The 19045-nt window shown below is 68.6% G+C and carries 15 protein-coding genes; 13 read left to right on the top strand and 2 right to left on the bottom strand.

The window, feature by feature from the left end; translation table 11 throughout:
- The 8 genes from F0Q34_RS17565 (at position 1) to F0Q34_RS17530 (ending at position 12279) form a co-directional block, all read left to right on the top strand.
- Entirely contained in the window at positions 1-1266 is a 1266-nt protein-coding gene (locus F0Q34_RS17565) for an efflux RND transporter periplasmic adaptor subunit (protein WP_149813552.1), read from the top strand.
- Positions 1263-4370: an efflux RND transporter permease subunit gene (locus F0Q34_RS17560; protein WP_149813551.1), complete on the top strand. Its 3108-nt coding sequence runs from the start codon at positions 1263-1265 to the stop codon at positions 4368-4370. The genes F0Q34_RS17565 and F0Q34_RS17560 overlap by 4 nt, the downstream gene beginning before the upstream one ends.
- A 6-nt stretch (positions 4371-4376) precedes the next feature.
- Positions 4377-7463: an efflux RND transporter permease subunit gene (locus F0Q34_RS17555; RefSeq protein WP_149813550.1), complete on the top strand. Its 3087-nt coding sequence runs from the start codon at positions 4377-4379 to the stop codon at positions 7461-7463.
- Between the two features lie 80 nt (positions 7464-7543).
- Complete coding sequence (locus F0Q34_RS17550; protein WP_241665562.1) at positions 7544-8185, top strand: AAA family ATPase; 642 nt, start codon at positions 7544-7546, stop codon at positions 8183-8185.
- A complete protein-coding gene (locus tag F0Q34_RS17545; RefSeq protein ID WP_149813548.1) occupies positions 8185-8475 on the top strand; it encodes a hypothetical protein in 291 nt (96 codons plus the stop codon). Before F0Q34_RS17550 ends, F0Q34_RS17545 begins: the two co-directional genes overlap by 1 nt.
- Before the next feature lie 173 nt (positions 8476-8648).
- Positions 8649-9671 (top strand): extracellular solute-binding protein, encoded by a 1023-nt coding sequence (locus F0Q34_RS17540; RefSeq protein WP_149813547.1) that lies wholly within the window; start codon positions 8649-8651, stop codon positions 9669-9671.
- 87 nt (positions 9672-9758) lie between these two features.
- Positions 9759-11450 (top strand): ABC transporter permease, encoded by a 1692-nt coding sequence (locus tag F0Q34_RS17535; RefSeq protein ID WP_149813546.1) that lies wholly within the window; start codon positions 9759-9761, stop codon positions 11448-11450.
- Between the two features lie 142 nt (positions 11451-11592).
- Positions 11593-12279 carry a protein phosphatase CheZ gene (locus F0Q34_RS17530; RefSeq protein ID WP_149813545.1) on the top strand — a complete coding sequence of 229 codons (687 nt, stop codon included), beginning with the start codon at positions 11593-11595 and terminating at the stop codon, positions 12277-12279.
- Positions 12280-12291: 12 nt separating this feature from the next.
- Here the strand turns inward: F0Q34_RS17530 and F0Q34_RS17525 are convergent, their stop codons facing one another.
- Positions 12292-13200 carry a LysR family transcriptional regulator gene (locus F0Q34_RS17525; RefSeq protein WP_149813569.1) on the bottom strand — a complete coding sequence of 303 codons (909 nt, stop codon included), beginning with the start codon at positions 13198-13200 and terminating at the stop codon, positions 12292-12294.
- A 187-nt stretch (positions 13201-13387) separates the two neighbouring features.
- Here F0Q34_RS17525 and F0Q34_RS17520 point away from each other — a divergent pair, with 187 nt between their 5' ends.
- The 5 genes from F0Q34_RS17520 (at position 13388) to F0Q34_RS17500 (ending at position 18426) form a co-directional block, all read left to right on the top strand.
- The gene (locus F0Q34_RS17520; protein WP_149813544.1) at positions 13388-14311 is read left to right on the top strand and encodes a ring-cleaving dioxygenase; all 924 of its coding nucleotides are present in this window, start codon (positions 13388-13390) and stop codon (positions 14309-14311) included.
- Between the two features lie 11 nt (positions 14312-14322).
- The gene (locus F0Q34_RS17515) at positions 14323-14940 is read left to right on the top strand and encodes an alpha/beta hydrolase (protein WP_149813543.1); all 618 of its coding nucleotides are present in this window, start codon (positions 14323-14325) and stop codon (positions 14938-14940) included.
- A gap of 25 nt (positions 14941-14965) precedes the next feature.
- Complete coding sequence (locus F0Q34_RS17510; protein ID WP_149813542.1) at positions 14966-15937, top strand: pirin family protein; 972 nt, start codon at positions 14966-14968, stop codon at positions 15935-15937.
- Positions 15938-16247: 310 nt separating this feature from the next.
- Positions 16248-17240, top strand: coding sequence for an amino acid ABC transporter substrate-binding protein (locus F0Q34_RS17505; protein ID WP_149813541.1), 993 nt, complete (start codon positions 16248-16250; stop codon positions 17238-17240).
- 262 nt (positions 17241-17502) lie between these two features.
- Positions 17503-18426: a LysR family transcriptional regulator gene (locus F0Q34_RS17500; RefSeq protein ID WP_149813540.1), complete on the top strand. Its 924-nt coding sequence runs from the start codon at positions 17503-17505 to the stop codon at positions 18424-18426.
- A 45-nt stretch (positions 18427-18471) separates the two neighbouring features.
- On the opposite strand, the gene F0Q34_RS17495 is transcribed toward F0Q34_RS17500, so the two are convergent.
- Entirely contained in the window at positions 18472-19044 is a 573-nt protein-coding gene (locus F0Q34_RS17495; RefSeq protein ID WP_241665559.1) for a thiamine pyrophosphate-dependent enzyme, read from the bottom strand.
- Between the last annotated feature and the right edge of the window lies 1 nt (position 19045).

Raw genomic sequence — 19045 nt, 5'->3', positions numbered from 1 at the left:
ATGGCCCGCTCCCGCTTTCTGCTGCTTTCCCTGGTGGTCCTGACCGGTGCCGGGGCGGGCTATTATTTCTGGCAGGCGCGCCAGGCCGCGAACCCCGCCGATCTCAGCACGGTGCAGACCGTGCCGGGCGGGCGGCGCGGCGGCCCCGGCAATGGCGTCCCCGTGCCGGTCACTGTGGCGGCCGCCGAGCGCCGCGACCTGCGCCTGATGCTGGACGCGCTGGGGACGGTGCAGGCGCTGAACAACATCACCGTCCGTTCCCAGGTTTCCGGCACCCTGACCGAGGTGCTGTTCCGCGAGGGGCAGGAGGTGAAGGCCGGCGAGATCCTGGCCCGCATCGATGACCGCACCTATGCCGCCGCCCTGGCCCAGGCGGTGGGCAAGAAGAACTACGACCTGGCGCAGCTGGAGAATGCCCGCGCCGACCTCCGCCGCTACCAGGGCCTTCTGGCCGCCAGCGGCGTGACGCGGCAGCAGGTGGACACCCAGCGTGCCCAGGTGGCGATGTTCGAGGCGCAGGTGGCGCAGGATCAGGCGGCGATCGACACGGCGCAGGCGCAGCTCGACTACACCACCATCCGCGCGCCGATCGATGGGCGGGTCGGGCTGCGGCAGGTCGATGCCGGCAATCTCGTGTCCTCGGGGGATGCAACGGGCATCGTCACCATCACCCAGATGCGGCCCATCGCGGTCAGCTTCACCATTCCGCAGGGCGAGCTGCCGCGGCTGATGCGCGCCATGGCAGCCGGCCCGGTGCCGGTGGAAACGGTGCCCGCCAGCGGCGGCACGCCGAACCAGCCGCTTACGCAGAACGAGGCGCCGGAACGCGGCACGGTGCTGACGGTGGACAACCAGGTGGACCAGGCCACCGGCACGGTGAAGGTGAAGGCAGTGTTCCCGAACGAGAACACCCGCCTGTGGCCTGGCGCCTTTGTCAGCTTGCGCATCGGCATCGAAACCGTGCCGGATGCGACCGTGGTGCCGCTGGTGGCGGTACAGCAGGGGCCGAACGGCGCTTTCGCCTTTGTCGCCAGGGCGGACAACACGGTGGAGCAGCGCCCGCTGGTGCTGGGCGCCGTCACCCAGAACGAGGCCGCGGTGCGGGAAGGGCTGCGGCCCGGCGAGCAGGTGGTGACCTCGGGCGCGCTGCGGCTGAACCCCGGCAGCGCCATCGCCCTGTCGAACGGCGCCGGCACGGGAACGCCGCCGGCCGATGCGCCGCCGCGCCAGGGGCGGCGCCGGCAGGCGGCGGAAGTCACGCCATGAACATCGCCGCACCCTTTATCAGCCGTCCGGTCGCCACCACGCTGCTGTCGGTCGCGGTGCTGCTGGCGGGGATCTTCGGCTATCTGCGGTTGCCGGTCTCGTCCCTGCCGGAGGTGGATTTCCCGACCATCGAGGTGACGACGCAACTGCCCGGCGCCTCCCCTGACACCGCCGCCGTGCTGATCAGCGCGCCGCTGGAGCGGCAATTCGCGCAGATTGCCGGGCTGCAGGTGATGTCCTCGGTCAGCGGGCCGGGGGTAAGCCGCATCACCCTGCAATTCCGCCTGGACAAGAGCCTGGACGAGGCCTCGCAGGACGTGCAGGCGGCGCTGGACGCGGCGCGCGGCACCCTGCCCTCCACCCTTCCCTATCCGCCGGTTTATTCCAAGGTGAACCCCGCCGATCCGCCGGTGGTTACCCTGGCGCTGACCTCCGACACGCTGCCGATCATGCGGCTGTCGGACACCGCCGACACGCTGCTGGCGCAGAAGCTGAGCCAGGCGACCGGCGTCGGTCGCGTCACCGTGCAGGGCAACATGCGCCCGGCGATCCGTTTGCGCGTCGATCCGCTGCGCCTCGCCGCCTACGGCATCGGGCTGGAAACGGTGCGGACGGCGGTGACGACGGCCAACCAGAACTCGCCAAAGGGCTCTCTGGACGGGGCGCGGCAGGCCTCCTCCATCCTGGCCAACGACCAGATCACCAGCGCCGCCGAGTTCGCCGATATCATCATCGCCTGGCAGAACGGCGCCCCGGTGCGGTTGCGCGACGTGGGCGAGGCGGTGGAAGCGCTGGAGAACGAGCGCAACGGCGCCTGGCTCAATGGCCGCCCCGCCGTGCTGATCGACGTGCAGCGCCAGCCCGGCGCCAACATCGTGCAAACCGTGGAAGGCATCCGTGCGCTGCTGCCGGAGCTGCAGCGCGCCATCCCGGCCGGCGCGCAGCTAACCGTGGTGTCAGACCGCACCGAGACGATCCGCGCCTCGGTGCACGAGGTGCAGTTCACCCTGGTGCTGTCGGTCGCGCTGGTGGTGGGCGTGATCTACCTCTTTCTGGGCAGCGGGCGGGCCACGCTGGTGCCGGCGGTGTCCTTGCCGCTTTCCATCATCGGCACCTTCGGCATCATGGCGGTGATGGGCTACTCTCTCGACAACCTGTCGCTGATGGCGCTGACCATCGCGACCGGCTTCGTGGTCGATGACGCCATCGTCATGATCGAGAACATCGTCCGGCTGATCGAGAAGGGGGTGAAGCCGCTGGCGGCCGCCTATGAGGGCGCGCGGCAGATCGCCTTCACCATTGTCTCCCTCACCCTGTCGCTGATCGCGGTGTTCATTCCGCTGTTGTTCATGGAAGGCGTGGTGGGGCGGCTGTTCCGCGAATTCGCCGAAACGCTCACTGCCGCCGTGCTGGTGTCCATGGTGGTGTCGCTGACGCTGACGCCAATGATGTGCGCCTTTGTGCTGAGGCCGGAGCACAGGCCCTCCTGGGTGGCGCGCGGTTTCGAGAGCGGCTTCGAGCGGCTGCGCCTGCTGTATGGCCGGGCGCTGGCGGTGACCATGCGGCACCAGGCGCTGACCCTGATAGCCGCCACGGCCACCGTGGCGCTGACAGCGTGGCTCTACGTCATCATGCCGAAGGGCTTCCTGCCATTGCAGGACACGGGGCTGATCACCATCACCACCGAAACGCCGCAGGACAGCTCCTTTGCCCGTTCGGCGGAAATCCAGCAGCAGGTGATGGAGGTAGTGCGGGCCGATCCGGCGGTTGCCGCCGTTACCGCGGTTGCCGGCGCCGGCGCGCTGAACCCGGCGCAGAACACCGGCCGCATCACCGCCGTGCTGCGCCCGCGCGATGAGCGCGACCTCGACGCGCAGGGCGTCATCGCCCGGATGAAGCCCCGGCTGGACAGCATCCCCGGCGTCATCGCCTATCCGCAGGCGGTGCAGGACATCCAGATCAGCCCGCGCATCAGCACCACCCAGTACCAGTACACCCTGACTGATTCCGATGCCGCCACCCTGTCCCGCTGGGCGCCCGAGGTGGTGGCGCGGCTGCGGCAGGTGCCGGGCCTGCGCGACGTGGCGACCGATCAGCGCGAGGATGGCGTCCGGCTGGCCATCCAGGTGGACCGCGACCGCGCGGCGCGGCTCGGCGTCAGCATGCAGGCGGTGGACAACGTGCTGTACAACGCCTTCGGGCAGCGGCAGATCTCCACCATCTATGGCCAGAGCAACCAGTACCGCGTGGTGCTGGAGGTGTCCGACCGGCTGCGCACCGACCCCACCGCGATCGGCCAGCTGCGCGTCGCCGGCACCGACAACGCACAGGTGCCATTGGCGGAGATCGCCAGCTTCACCCGCACCCGCGCGCCCCTGCTGGTGACGCGCGAGAACCAGTTCCCCGCCGTGACGGTCAGCTTCAACCTGGCCGAAGGCGTGTCGCTGGGCGAGGCGGTGGACCGCATCCGCGCCGTCGAGCGGGAGATCGGCCTGCCCGACAGCGTCACCGGCCGCTTCGCCGGTGACGCGGCGGAGTTCGCTTCCTCCCTGCAGGGCCAGCCCTGGCTGATCCTGGCCGCGGTGGTGGTGATCTACATCGTGCTCGGCGTGCTGTATGAAAGCTTCATCCATCCGATCACCATCCTGTCCACCCTGCCCTCGGCCGGCATTGGCGCGTTGCTGGCGCTGGAGCTGTGGGGGCTGGATCTTTCGGTGGTCGGGCTGATCGGCATCATCCTGCTGATGGGCATCGTCAAGAAGAACGCCATCATGATGATCGACTTCGCGCTGGAGGCGCAGCGCGACCGCGATCTCGCCCCGCGCGAGGCGATCGTCGAGGCGGCGCTGCTGCGCTTCCGCCCGATCATCATGACCACCGCCGCCGCCCTTCTGGGCGCGCTGCCCCTGGTGTTGCAATCCGGCACGGGGGCGGAGCTGCGGTTGCCGCTCGGCGTGTCCATCGTCGGCGGGCTGCTGCTGAGCCAGCTGGTGACGCTGTTCACCACCCCCGCCATCTATCTGGCGCTGGAAGCGGTGAGCGGCACGCTGCGGCGCTGGTGGCACCGTGGCCCGGTGGGCGACCATCCCGCGGCGGCCGAGTAAGGAAAGATGTTCTCGATCTCCGGTCCGTTCCTGCGCCGGCCCATCGCCACCATGCTGCTGGCGCTGGGCCTGGCGCTGGCGGGCCTGATGGCGCTGCGGCAATTGCCCGTGTCCTCCATGCCGCGCGTCGACATCCCGACGCTGTTTGTCAGCGTAAGCCAGCCCGGCGCCAACCCGGAAACCCTGGCGGCGACGGTGCTGGCGCCGCTGGAGCGCCGCATCGGCGAGATCTCGGGCATCACCGAGATGACGGCCAATGCGTCCACCGGCTCGGGCAACATCATCATCCAGTTCGACATCTCCCGCAGCCAGGCGGATGCGGCGCGGGACGTGCAGGCGGCGGTGAACGCGGCGCGGCAGGACCTGCCATCCGGCCTGCCCAACCCACCGCAGGTGCGCAAGATCAACCCCGCCGATGCGCCGGTGCTGATCCTGGCCATGACCTCCACCACGCAGCGCCCGGCCGCGCTCTACGACGTGGCCGACAGCATCGTGGCGCAGCGCCTGTCGCGGGTGGCGGGCGTTGCGCAGGTGCAGGTGGGCGGCGCCGACCAGCCGGCGGTGCGCGTTTCCGTCGATCCTGATGCCGCCGCCGCCGCCGGCCTGTCCTTCGACGACATCCGCACCACCATCACCAATGCCAATGTCACCCAGCCGGTGGGCAGCATCGAGGGGGCCGAGCAATCGGCCATGCTGCACGTCAATGACCGCATCGGGCGCGCCGCCGATTACGCGACGCTGGTGGTGAAGACGGCCAATGGCAACATCATGCGCCTGTCGCAGGTTGCCAATGTGACGGATGCCACCCGGTCCCGCCGCCAGGCGGCCTGGTTCAACGAGCGCCAGGCCATCCTGATGATGGTGTTCAAGCAAGCCGACGCCAACGTGCTCGACGTTGTGGCAGGGGTGAAGGAACAGCTGCCGCAATTGCAGAAATGGGTGCCCGGCGGCGTCACCATCGAGGTGATGAGCGACCGGTCCGGCACCATCCGCGCCAGCGTCGAGGAAGTGGAGCTGACCCTGCTGCTCACCATCGTTCTGGTGATCGGCGTGGTGGCCTTGTTCCTGCGCCGCACCGGGCCGACGCTCGCCGCCTGCGCGACCGTGCCGCTGTCGCTGCTGGGCACGTTGTTCGTGATCTGGCTGATGGGCTATTCGCTCAATAATTTCTCGCTGATGGCGCTGATCGTCTCGGTCGGCTTCGTGGTGGACGACGCCATCGTCATGATCGAGAACATGGCCCGCATGCGCGAACGCGGCCTGCCCCCGGACGAGGCGGCGCTGGAAGGCGCCCGGCAGATCGGCTTCACCATCGTTTCGATCACTGTTTCCCTGGTCGCGGTGTTCATCCCGCTGCTGGCGATGGAAGGCATCGTCGGCCGCTTCTTCCGCGAATTCTCGGCGACGCTGGCCATCGCCGTCGGCATCTCGGCGGTGCTGGCGCTGACCCTGACGCCGGTGATCGCGGCGCGCATGGACCGCCCCGCCCGCAAGCCGCCGGGCCGCTTCAGCCGCGGCTTCGATGCCGCGATGGATGGGGTGATCCGTGGCTATATGCGCTCGCTCGGCGTGGTGCTGCGCTTCCGCGTGCTGGCGCTGCTGGCGACGCTGGGCTGCGTGGCGCTGACCGTCTGGCTGTACATGATCGTGCCCAAGGCCTTCTTTCCGGAGCAGGACACCGGATTGCTGGCCGGCAGCGCGCAGGCGGCGCCCGACACCTCCTTCGCCACCATGGCGCGGCTGACCCAGGAAGTGACGCGCATCATCCAGGCCGATCCGGCGGTGGCCAGCGTCGGCGCGCAGATCGGCGGCAGCTCCTGGAGCGCGGGAACCAATTCCGCGCAGTTCTATATCGCGCTGAAGCCCGAAGAACAGCGCGATGCCTCGGCGCAGGAGGTGATCGCCCGGCTTCGCGCGCCCTTGTCGCGCATTCCCGGCGTCAACGCCTTCCTGCGTGCGCAGCAGGACATCTTCATCGGCGGCCGCCCCGGCAACGCGGCCTATTCCTACATCCTGCTCGGCACTGACCTCGACGAGCTGCGCCGCTGGACCAACACCATGGTGGAGAAGCTGCGCAGCGTGCCTGGCATTGCCGACGTGTCCAGCGACCAGGAGCGCGCCGGGCTGGTCAACCGCGTGGTGATCGACCGCGACGCCGCCGCCCGCCTCGGCGTCGGCATGGACGATGTGGGGACGGCGCTGAACAACGCCTTCTCGCAGCGGCAGGTCTCGACCATCTATGGCAGCCGCAACCAGTACAAGGTGGTGCTGGAGATCGACCCGGCGCTGCAGCAATCGCCTGCCCAGCTCGACCGCATCTTCGTGCCCGCCGGCGATGGCGCCCAGGTGCCGCTGCGTGCCGTGGCGCGGGTGGAGCGCGACGTGGCGCCGCTGCGCGTCACCCATCGTGGCCAGTTCCCGGCCACCACCATCACCTTCAACCTTGGTGAGGGGATGGCGCTGAGCGACGCCACGGCGCTGGTGCAGCAGGCCGAGCGGGAGGTGATGCTGCCGGGCACCATCCGTTCCCAGTATGGCGGCAACGCCGCGGCCTTCCAGAGCTTCAACCGCTCCCAGCCACTGCTGATCCTGGCCGCGCTGGTGTCGATCTACCTGGTGCTGGGCATCCTGTATGAAAGCTACATCCACCCGCTGACCATCATCTCCACCCTGCCCTCTGCGGGGCTGGGGGCGCTGCTGGCCTTGCTGGTGACGGGGGTGCCGTTCTCGGTGATGGGGCTAATCGGCGTCATCCTGCTGATGGGCATCGTCAAGAAGAACGCCATCATGATGGTGGACTTCGCCCTCGACCACGAGCGGCAGGAGGGGGCCGGCGGCGAGGCCGCGATTCTGGCCGCCTGCCGGGATCGTTTCCGGCCGATCCTGATGACCACCCTGGCGGCGCTGCTCGGCGCCGTGCCGCTGGCGATAGGCACCGGCACGGGGGCGGAGATGCGCCAGCCGCTCGGCATCGCCATCATTGGCGGGCTCGCGGTGTCGCAGGTGCTGACGCTGTACAGCACGCCGGTCATCTATCTGGCGCTGGACCGTTTCCGCCGCCGGCCCCAGGCCGTGGCGCAGGCGGCGGAATAGAAAGCTATCTAGAAGAATAGCTAGCTTTCTGCTTTGCTGGCTATCTAGCTAGATAGCCAGGAGGCAAGTCCTTGATTCTGATGGTAGGCGGTGAGAAGGGGGGCGTCGGCAAGACCACGCTGGCCACGCATCTGGCCGTGGCGCGCAAGGAAGCGGGACGATCCGTCGTGCTGGTGGATGCCGACAGCCAGGGCACCGCCTCGACCTGGAGCGATGCTCGCAAGGAGCATGCCGATGTACCGCAGCTGCCCTGCGTCACCCTGCGCGGCGGCAAGGTGCATGTGGAGCTGAAGGAACTGGCCCGGCACTATGACGACATCGTGGTGGATACCGGCGGCGCCGACAGCCAGGAATTCCGCTCCGCCATGCTGGCCGCCGACACGCTGCTGATGCCCCTGCGTCCCGGCTCCTTTGACTTCTGGACCCTGCTGAAGATGCAGGAGGTCATTGCCATGGCAGAGGGCTTCAACGACAAGCTGCAGGCGGTGGTCTGCCTGTCCCAGGTGCCGCCCACCGCCAGTGACCGCGCCCGCCGCGAGGCCATGGACGTGCTGGCTGAGATGCCGCGCTTCCGCCTGCTGAACTGCATGACGGTGTTCCGCGCCGCCTTCAACCATTCCGCCGGCGAAGGGCTGACAGTGGGCGAGATGCCGCGCCGCGATCCCAAGGCATGCAGCGAGATCGCCTTCCTGCATGACGAGCTGTTCGTGGGAGCCGCCTGATGGCCATCAAGATGCCAGGCCGCCGGCCCCCGCGCAGCGCCGAGGAATTCGTGGCCGAGGCCACCGCCCTTCCCACCCCGCCGCGCCAGGACCTGCCCTGGCTCGACCCGCGGGTGCGGCCGGATCTCCGGGTGCAGGTGAACACCAAGATCCCGGAACCATTGGCGCTGAAATACAGCTACCTCGCCATGCGGCTCGGCATGCGCAAGCAGGATGCGATGGAGGCGGCCTTGTCCAGTTGGGCGGCCGGGCAGCTCAAGGCTCTTGGCCTGCCGGATGATGAAGGCTAGGCGACCGGATTGATGTGGATCAGGGGCCAGCAGGTCATCTGACCCGTAGATAGATAGTAAGGTATCTAGCTAGATATCTTTCTATCTTCTAGCAGACGAGCTGATCGCTTGCCTGCTACTTGATAATCATTCACAACTTCCGCCCCGACCCTGAAATGAGCAGGATTGTGCCCATGTTCCTCCGCCCTTTCTGCGCCGTTCTTGGCGGATTGTCCCTGCTGCTCGGCGCCCAGCTTGCGCAGGCCGCCGAGGTGAACCTTTACACCACCCGCGAACCGGCGCTGGTCAAGCCGTTGCTCGACCGCTTCACCGAGCAGACCGGCACGGTGGTGAACACCGTCTTCGTCCAGGGCGGCCTGGCCGAGCGCCTGGCGGCAGAGGGTGCCCGCTCTCCCGCCGATGTCGCCATGGTGGTCGATGTGGGCAACCTGATGGAGCTGGTGGACCGCAACCTGTCGCAGCCGGTGGAATCCGCGGCTCTCAGCGCGGCCGTTCCCGCGGGCCTGCGGGCGCCGGACGGCCGCTGGTTCGCCCTGTCCACGCGGGCGCGCGCCATCTATGCCTCGCGCGAGCGGATCAGCGAGGCCGATGCCGCCCGGCTGACCTATGAGGATCTGGCCGATCCGCGCTTCAAGGGCCGCGTCTGCATCCGCTCGGGCCAGCATCCCTACAACACGGCGCTGTTCTCCTTCCTGCTGGTCAAGCATGGGGAAAGCTGGCTGCGCGACTACCTGACCGCGCTGAAGGGCAATCTTGCCCGTCGCGCCTCGGGCGGTGACCGCGAGGTGGCGCGCGACATCCTGGCCGGGCTTTGCGATGTGGGGGTGGCCAACACCTATTATGTCGGTCTGATGCTGTCGGGCCGCGGCGGCGATGAGCAGCGCCGCTGGGGGCAGGCGATCCGCACCGTGCTGCCGGCTTCCGGCACCATGGTGAACCTGTCGGGCGCCGTGGTGGCCCGCCATGCGCCGAACCGGGCCGAAGCCGTGAAGCTGCTGGAATTCCTGGTTTCGCCGGAAGCGCAGCAGCTCTATGCCGAAGCCAATTTCGAATACCCGGTCCGCCCGGATGCGGCGCTTCACCCGATTGTTGCCGGCTTCGGCACGCTGGCGGTGGGCGATGTGCCCCTGCCGGAGATCGCCGCCCAGCGCGTGCGCGCCAGCCGCATTGTGGACGAGGTCGGCTTCGACCAGTAAGACCCCGGCCGTTCCGGAAAGGCCCGCCTTTCCGGACGCTGCGGATAATCTGGCCTGGAGCCATGGGAATGGCGGCATGACCTCTCCATGAAGCTCCTGCGCGTTCTGGCGGCGCTGTGCGTCATTCCTGTTGCGCTGCCGGTGCTGGCATTGCTGCCGGCGGCGGCGGCCGGATCGGGCGATCTGTGGCCGCATCTGCTGCGGTTTGTTCTGCCGCAGGCCCTGTTGGAGTCCATCCTGCTGCTGGCCGGTGTCGGCATGCTGGTGGTGACGGTGGGGGCGGGCTGCGCCTGGCTGGTGAGCTGTTACCGCTTTCCGGGCCGCAAGCTGTTCACCGGCGCGCTGATGCTGCCGCTGGCGCTGCCGACCTATGTCGCCGCCTATGCCTGGCTTGACGTGCTGCACCCGGCGGGGCCGGTGCAGATGGCGCTGCGCCGCGCCCTCGGCATCACCGATCCCCGTGCCATTCCGTTGCCGGAGATCCGCTCGCTCGGCGGCTGCGTGATGGTGATGGGCATGGTGCTGTTTCCTTATGTCTATCTGGCGGCGCGCGCCGCCTTCCAGACCCAGGGCGCCGATGCCCTGCGCGCCGGCCGCTCCGCCGGGGCAGGGGGGTGGCTGCTGTTCCGCCGCATCGGCCTGCCCATGGCGCGCCCGGCCATCGCCGCCGGCACCGCGCTCGCCCTGCTGGAAACGCTGAACGATGTCGGCGCCAGCGAGTTCCTCGGCGTTCGCACCCTGACCGTTTCGGTTTATGTCACCTGGATCACGCGCTCCTCGCTGGAAGGAGCGGCACAGATCGCCTTGCTGCTGTTGTTGCTGGTGGGTGTCGTGATGTTGCTGGAACGGCAGGGGCACCGCCCGGGCGCGCATGAGGCGGCGCATCCGGCGCGGCCCGAATTGCAGCCCCTGAAGCTTCCGGCGGCTCTCGCCGCGACGCTGTTCTGTGCCGTGCCGGTTCTGCTCGGCTTCGTGATCCCGGTGGCCTATCTGGTCTGGGCGGCATGGCAGCGCATCGCCCAGTTCGGCCTGCCGCCGGATCTGGGGCAGTGGATCGGCAACAGTGCCTTTCTGGCCGGGCTGGCCACGCTGCTGGCGCTGGGCTGCGCCCTGCTGCTGGCCTTCACCGCCCGGCGCGACCGCACCGCCGCCGAGCCTGGCCGCGCCGGCGTGATGCTGCTGCGCTTTGGTATGCTGGGCTATGCGCTGCCGGGCGGCGTTGCGGCGGTGGGGCTGATCATCGCCTTTGGCGGCATCGACGCGGCGCTGGACCCGCTGGGGCACTGGGCGCCGCCCTTGTTGTCGGGAAGCCTGGCGGCGGTGGTGCTGGCCTATGCCATTCGCTTCCTGGCCATCCCGGCGGGTGGATTGGAGGCCGCCTATGCCCGGCTGCGGCGCGAGGTGGATTGGTCGGCATGCGCCGCCGGCGCCGGGGAAGCGCGGCTGTTCTGGCGCATCCACCTGCCCTTGCTGTTGCCGGCGCTGTCCGCCGCGGCGCTGCTGCTGTTTCTCGACGCCATGAAGGAATTGCCGGCCACCCTGCTGCTGCGGCCGTTGAACACCGAAACCCTGGCCACCGCCCTGTACGCGGAAGCGGCGCGGGGCACCTATGAGAATGGCGCGATCGCGGCGCTGATGCTGGTGCTGATCGGCCTGCCGCCGATCCTGCTGCTGGCCATGGCGCGCCGCTTCTTTCCGGCAGAAGCCCAGCCCGGCCGCGGCCTGCGCATGGCGCTGGCCGCGGGGCTGCCCGGCATGGCGCGGCCCCGGAAGCCTTGACCAGGGCCGGGCTTCCGCTGGCGGCGAGGGGGCGTTGCGGCATCGCGGTGGAGGCAGTGGCTGAGCCCCAGGCGGCAATCAGCCATTTACCTCAATGCCCTAGAACCCAAGGCGCCAGACCAGAGCCCACCGGAGTTCCGCAATGACTGCCCAGGCCCCGAACCCGCACGCTCCGGCCGCGGCCTCCTCCAGCTTGCGGGCCGACATCCGGGCCGAGATGGCGCCGATGTTCGCCGAACTCCGCGCCTTTATGGATCGCCGCATCGCCGAGCTGAGTGCCGAGGTCAGCGCCACGTCCGACATGGCCGACATGGCGGAGGAGAATATTTCCCGCAAGCTGGGCCAGGTGCACGAGCAGATCGCCAAGCTGGTCGCCATTCCCGCCGCCAGCACACGCAACAGCGGGCTGGAGCTGGAGGCGGTGGTGCAGGCCACCGAAACCGCCGCCAACACCATCATGGAAGCCACCGAGGCCATTCAGGCCTGGATCAACAGCGGCCAGAAGGACCAGGCCTCGATCGAGGCATTGTCCGCCAGGGTCAACTCGATCTTCGAGGCCTGTTCCTTTCAGGACGTCACCGGCCAGCGCATCCGCCGCGCCATCCAGCATCTGCAGCAGGTGGAAACCATGCTGGAGCACATCGTGCCCGGCGCCGCCGGCAACGGGCCGATGGCACAGGTGCGGGTGCTGACGCAGATGCGCACGGTCAGCGAGGAGGCCCAAAGGGCGCCCGACCTGTCGCAGGCCGACATTGACGCGCTGCTGAACGGCCAATCGGGCGGGGCGGGGATGTCGCAGGCCGATATAGATGCATTGCTGAATGGCTGAGGTGGGCAGCCTTCAGGCGCTGCCGCCCTCGATCAGCCCGCGCATCCCGGCGATCTCCTCCGCCAGATAGTCAAGCAGGATGCGGATCCGGGGTGCGTGGCGCAGATCGGGGTGGGTCAGCAGCCACAGATCGGTCGCGAAGCCGGGTTCGGGAGGCAACAGCCGGCGCAGCATCGGGGAAGCATCGCCGGCGAAGCAGGGCAGATGGGCAATGCCCATCCCCACCCTTGTCGCCAGCGTCAGCGCCTGCACGGAATCGAAGCGGCCGACAATGCGGGCCTCCGGCACCTGTCCCCGCAGGAAGCGGGCCGGCGCGAGGTGGCCCAACGCATCGGACAGGGACAGCCACCGCGCTTCCTCCAGCAACCGTGCCAGGGGCGGTGGATCGGCTTCATCCAGCGGGCCGTAAAGGGCCCAGGCCAGGCGCGCCAGCCGGCGCCCCACCAGGGTGTCCGGCGGGGCGGAGGTGGCGCGCAGGGCGATGTCGGCGTCCCGGCGGGACAGGTTCAGCGCCATGTTGCCGGTGACAATGTCCAACCGGATTGCCGGATGCGCCTGCCGGAAACGGGCCAGCATCGGCAGCAGCAACTCGGCCAGCAGGCTGTCGCTGGTGGCGATGCGCACCTCGCCCTCCGGCACCGGGGCAAGGCCGGCAAGGCGCCGCGTGACCCCGGTGATGTCGGCATCGACCCGGGTCGCCAGCGCCACCATGGCTTCCCCGGCGGCGGTCGGCACATAGCCGCTGCGGTGCCGCTCGAACAGCGCCAGGCCCAGCATTGCCTCCAGCTGGCGCAGGCGGCGGAATACGGTGGAATGGTTGACGCCGAGCCGTGCCGCGGCGGCGGGCAGGCTGCGCGCCTCGGCCACGGCATGGACCAGGCGCACATCATCCCAGGCGATGGAGTGGAGAGGGTTCGGCAAGCGGCTGTTCTGATGGTGGCCCACCAGGATGGCACTGATGGAAATGCAATTCCATCCCGCCGGAATGCCCGGAAAGCATTGCATGGATGCAATCCGTTTATGCTGGCCAGGAAGGGAGGTGGCCTGTTTCCTGTTCCTGACACGGCGCCTCCCGCGGCGCCCCTCGCACCCGACAGGAGATGCGGCCATGACGCAGAACGGTATCCACCATGTCACCGCCATCGCCGGCGCGGCCCGGCGCAACCTGGATTTCTACACCCGCACGCTGGGCTTGCGGCTGGTCAAGAAGACCGTGAATTTCGACGATCCCGGCGCCTATCATTTCTATTACGGCGATGCCGCCGGCACGCCCGGCACCATCCTGACCTTCTTCCCCTGGGAACATGCCGCGCCCGGGCGCGCGGGCATCGGCGAGTTGCAGGAAACCGTGTTTCGCGTGCCGCAGGCCGCGCTCGGCTTCTGGATGCAGCGCCTGATGGCGCATGGGCTGGAACGGTCCGGTCAGTTCGGCGAAACGCTGCTGCGCTTCCGCGACCCGGACGGCATGCGGCTGGCGCTGGCCGGCCTGCCGGGCATCGAGGCCGAGCCGGCCTGGGACAACGGTGAAATTCCCGTGGAGCACGCCATTCGCGGCTTCCATGGCGTCAGCCTGATGCTGGACAGGACCGAGGCAACGGGCGCCATCCTGGCCGATGTGTTCGGCTTCGCGGAAGCGGGGCGCGAGGGCGACACGGTGCGCTACCAGGTGCCGGGCCAGGCGCTGGGCGGCATTGTCGATCTGTGCGCGGTGGGCGGCTTCCTGCCGGCGCGGCTGGGCCGAGGCTCCGTGCATCACCTGGCCTTCCGCGCCGCCGATGACGCGGCGGAGATGGCGATGGTGCGCAAGCTGTCGGACAACCACCGCATCCAGACCACGGAACAGAAGGATCGGGATTACTTCCGCTCCGTTTATTTCCGCGAGCCTGGCCATGTGCTGTTCGAGATCGCGACCGATATTCCCGGCTTCGCGGTGGATGAGCCCGCGGACCGGCTGGGACAGGCGCTGCAGCTGCCGCGCTTCCTGCAGCCGCATCGCGGCACTATCGAGGCTGCCCTGCCGGCCCTGGATTAAGGAGTAGCGACATGGCCACCATCGATCCGGGCTTTGTTTATCGCTTCGAGCCGGGCGCCGATGCCGCGCGGCCGCCTTTGCTGCTGCTGCATGGCACGGGTGGGAATGAGGACGACCTGCTGCCGCTCGGCCAGGCCGTGGCGCCCTGTGCGGCGCTGCTGTCGCCAAGGGGGCGGGTGCTGGAGAACGGCATGCCGCGCTTCTTCCGCCGCCTGGCGGAAGGCGTGTTCGACGAGAACAGCCTGATCTCCGAGGCGGCGGCACTGGCCGCCTTTGTGCGGGAAGCACAGGCGCGGCACGGCCTGGCGGCGCCGGTTGCGCTGGGCTTCTCCAATGGCGCCAACATCGCCGCCGCCCTGTTGCTGCTGCATCCGGGCCTGCTGCGGGGCGCCGCGCTGCTGCGCGCCATGGTGCCGCTGCGCCAGCCCCCATCGGCGCGGTTGGAGGGAACGCGCGTGCTGCTGCTGTCCGGCACAGCGGACCCCATCGTGCCTGCCGCCAACAGCGCTGCCCTGGCGGAGCAACTGGGCAAGGCCGGCGCCGCCGTCACGCATCACGCATTGCCGGTGGGGCATGGGCTTTCGCAGATGGATGTGACGCTGGCGCGCAACTGGCTGGGCGCGCCCTGAACATCGCAACAAGGAGGAAGACAGGATGAGCGTTGAGCATGATCCCACCCAGCTTCCGCCCGGCCTGCCGGAAGGCCTGGAACAGGTGATATTGCCGCGGGCGCATGACATTGGCGGCTTCGAGGTACGGCGCGCCCTGCCGGCCAGGAAGCGGCAGATGGTCGGCCCCTTCATCTTCTTCGACCAGATGGGGCCGGGCGAGTTCCTGTCCGGCCAGGGGGTGGATGTGCGGCCCCATCCGCATATCGGCCTGTCCACCGTGACCTACCTGTTCGACGGCGCCATCCAGCATCGCGACAGCCTGGGCTCCGATCAGCCGATCGTGCCGGGGGATGTGAACTGGATGACCGCCGGGCGCGGCATCACCCATTCCGAACGCACGGGCGCCGCGCTGCGCAGCACCGGCAGCAAGTTGTTCGGCATCCAGTCCTGGGTGGCGCTGCCGCGCCATGCCGAGGACATCATGCCGGACTTTGCCCATCATCCCGGTGCCACCTTGCCGGTGATCGAGGATCAGGGCGTGCGGCTGCGGCTGATCGCCGGGGAGGGCTGGGGCAGCCATGCCCCCGTCGCGACGCAATCCGATCTTTTCTATGCCGATGCGGTGCTGGCGCCCGGTGCCCGGCTGCCCTTGCCGGACCGCCATGAGGAGCGCGCCGCCTATGTGCTGGAAGGCGAGGTGGAGGTGGCGGGCGACCGCTTCGCGCCCGGCCGGATGCTGGTGTTCCGCGCCGGCGACGGGCTGGCCCTGCGTGCCGGCCCGCAAGGCGCGCGGCTGCTGATGCTGGGCGGCGCGGTGATGGACGGGCCACGCTTCCTGTTCTGGAACTTCGTGTCCTCCTCGCGCGAGCGGATCGAGCAGGCGAAGGAAGACTGGAAGGCGGGGCGCTTCGCCAAGGTGCCGGGCGACGACAAGGAGTTCATTCCGCTGCCGGAGGAACGGGTCCGCCTGCGGGCCGGGACGCAGGCAGCGGCTGCCGGATCGGTCACAAGCTGAGCCAGCGGCCAGGTCGCGAGCCGTGTTCGGTATGAGGTTTCTGGGGGCGCCATCAAGGATATTCGCGCCATGGCGTGCCCGTACCGATCAACGATCGCGGCCGCAGGACAAAATACCCGGTAAGCCGGATTTATCGGATAAAATGCGCAGTTCCCGGTCAGGGCTCCGGCGCCTTGTTCCGGCCCTGTGAGACTGGAGACGTTGATTCCTTGCTTTACGGGTCCTGGCGATGGGTCATCATCCTGGTTCGATCAAGGCACAAGGCTGCTCCATGTCTTTCTTCCGCAACGCATTTGCCGCCGTCTCCCTGATGACTTTTTCTTTTGCCGCAGGCGAACAGGCCTGGGCCGGTGCGACACTGGACGCAGTCAAAAGCCGGGGCATCCTGACCTGCGGCGTCAATACGGGCGTCGCGGGTTTCTCGCAGCCTGACAGCCAGGGAACGTGGCGCGGCCTCGATGCCGATTTGTGCCGGGCCTTCGCGGCCGCGGTTCTGGGCGACGCCACCAAGGTCCGGTTCGTGCCGCTTTCCGGCCAGCAGCGTTTCCCCGCCCTGCAATCGGGCGAGGTGGACGTCCTGGTCCGGCAGACCACGGCGACGATGGGCCGCGACACCGCGCTGGGCCTGCGCAGCGTGGGCATCAACTTCTACGATGGACAAGGCTTCATGGTGCGCCGGGATGCGGGGATTTCCCGCGCCACGGAGCTTGATGGCGCCACAGTCTGCGTCCAGCAGGGCAGCACCACGGAAGGGAATCTGGCGGACTGGTACCGGGCCGCGAACATCCGCATCACGCCCGTGCTGTTCGAGCGCATCGACCAGGTCGCCGCCGCCTTCAGCTCCGGCCGTTGCGATGCGTTGACGACCGATGCCTCCCAGATCGCCGCGGTGCGCGCCTCCTTTCCCAATCCCGGCGATTTCATCGTGCTGCCCGACCGGATCAGCAAGGAGCCTCTGGGGCCCATGGTGCGCCGCGACGACCAGGAATGGTTTGACGTGATCCGCTGGACCCTCAACGCCCTGATCGAGGCGGAGGAACTCGGCATCACCGCGGCGAATGCCGAGGAGCGGCGGGCGAAGGATGCCTCGCCCAACGCCCGGCGCCTTCTTGGCACCGATCCCGTGCTCAGCCAGGGATTGAAGCTTTCCGCGAACTGGGCTTATGACGCCATTCGCGCCGTCGGCAATTATGGCGAGCTCTTCGAGCGCAATGTCGGCAAGGCCACCTCCCTCGGCATGGATCGCGGCCCCAATGCCCTCTGGACCCAGGGCGGCCTGATGTATGCATGGCCCATGCGGTAATCCGCCCGGCCATTCCAGGCTGTTGGCCCGGCTCCCGCATGGCCGGTCCACTGGCTGATGCAGGTATAGGCAAGGCGCGGGCGAGGCACCTTGCTTTTCCGCGCCCGGGCGCTGAAGAGCCGCCCGTGCTGAAAGGCACAGCCCCTTGATCAGGGGGTCCGCCTCCGGCGGGTGCTGGAATCCCGTGCCCGTGCCTGATCGGCGAAGATCAGCTTTCTGTTCTGGTTGGAACAGCCGGGGAGGGGAGAAAGGAGAGGAAAGGTTGGATTTTCGCCAGTTGCGGACCTTCAAGGCCGTGGCGGAGCTGGGAAGCCTCGGCAAGGCGTCCGACAGGCTGCGCATCGCCCAGCCTGCCCTGAGCCGCCACATCAAGCTGCTGGAACACGAGCTGCGCGCCGAACTCTTTATCCGCAACGGGCGCGGCATGCAGCTGACCAGCGCCGGCCGCATGCTGCTGGAGCGCACCGCCGGCCTGGTCCGGCAAATGGAACAGGCGCGCGACGACATCCAATCCTTCGGCGCATCGCCCGCCGGGCGCGTCGTCCTGGGGCTGGTGCCCACGGTCAGCGCCCTGCTTTCGGCCCGCTTCGCGCGCCGTGTCGTCAACGAATTGCCGGATGTGGCGCTGTGCATCGTTGAAAGCTATGGCGGCCATCTTCTTGAATGGCTTTCGCGCGGAGAGATGGACTTGGCGCTGATCTATGGCCCTGCCGTGGACCTGCATCTTTCGGCCAGGCCGCTTGGTCGCGACAAGGTGGTGGTGGTTGGCCAGCCCGGCTCAGGACTGAAGCAAACCGGTCTGGTCCGTCTGGAATGGCTGGTGCAGCAGAAGCTGGTTCTGCCCAGCCATCCCCATGGCCTGCGGAGCCTGATCGAACGTGCCGCGGCGAAGCGCGGACTATCCCTGCGGGTCATGCTGGAAGCCGATTCCTACCGGGTCCTGACCAGCTTCGTGGAGGAAGGGCTGGGCTTCAGCGTTCTGCCTCCTTCATCCATCGCGGCCGAGTTGCGTGCAGGGCGGCTGGAAGCGGCACCGCTCAGCCCCCCCGTCACCCGGGAGCTTGTGCTGGCGGCTCCGGTCGATCGTCCATCCTCCGTGGCGGCCGCCGCCATCGGCAACCTGATCGTCGAGGAGATCCGCTGCCTGTCCGGGGAAGGCCTCTGGGACATCCGGCTGGAGATGTGACGGCGTGCCGCCGGGGCTTCCGCACAGGAAGCCCCGGCCTCCGCCTCAATCCACCGCAATCCCCAGCTTCTCGCGGAAGCGGTTCTTCAGATAAACGCCATCCCGGGCCGGCAAGGCCCGCTCCTGGTTCCCCGGCGCGATCCGCAGGACGGCGAAGCGGGGCCCGCCGCCGACCTCCTGCAAGCGCGGGCGGAAGGCCGCCACCTCGTCGGGGTCGTGAAGGGTGACGACTTCGGAAAACCCGGCGCCCCGTGCCAGCGCCGCCAGATCGACGCCAAGGCCGGCATGGCTGCGCTGCATGCCGGTTTCGCCGAACTGCCCATTGTCCAGAACAACCACCGTCAGGTTGGACGGTTTGCGCACCGAGATGGTCAGCAGGCCGCCAACGCCCATCATGGCCTCGCCATCGCCGGTGATGACCGCGACAGGCTGGCACGGGCGCGCCAGGGCCAGGCCGAGCCCCATTATCGCGGCGCCCCCCATGGCGCCCCAGAGATAGAAGTTGGCCGCATTGTCGCCCGCGGCGAAAACGTCATAGCTGGGCGAGCCCAGGCCGCTCACCACCAGCAATTCCGCCCTGTCCGCCAGCAGATCGCGCACCGCGTCGCGGCGATCCATC

Source organism: Teichococcus oryzae, assembly GCF_008386565.1.
In the GTDB taxonomy this organism is placed as follows: Bacteria; Pseudomonadota; Alphaproteobacteria; order Acetobacterales; family Acetobacteraceae; genus Pseudoroseomonas; species Pseudoroseomonas oryzae.
The sequence above is the reverse complement of the archived record's forward strand: the minus strand, read 5'-3'. Positions and strand labels throughout refer to the sequence as shown.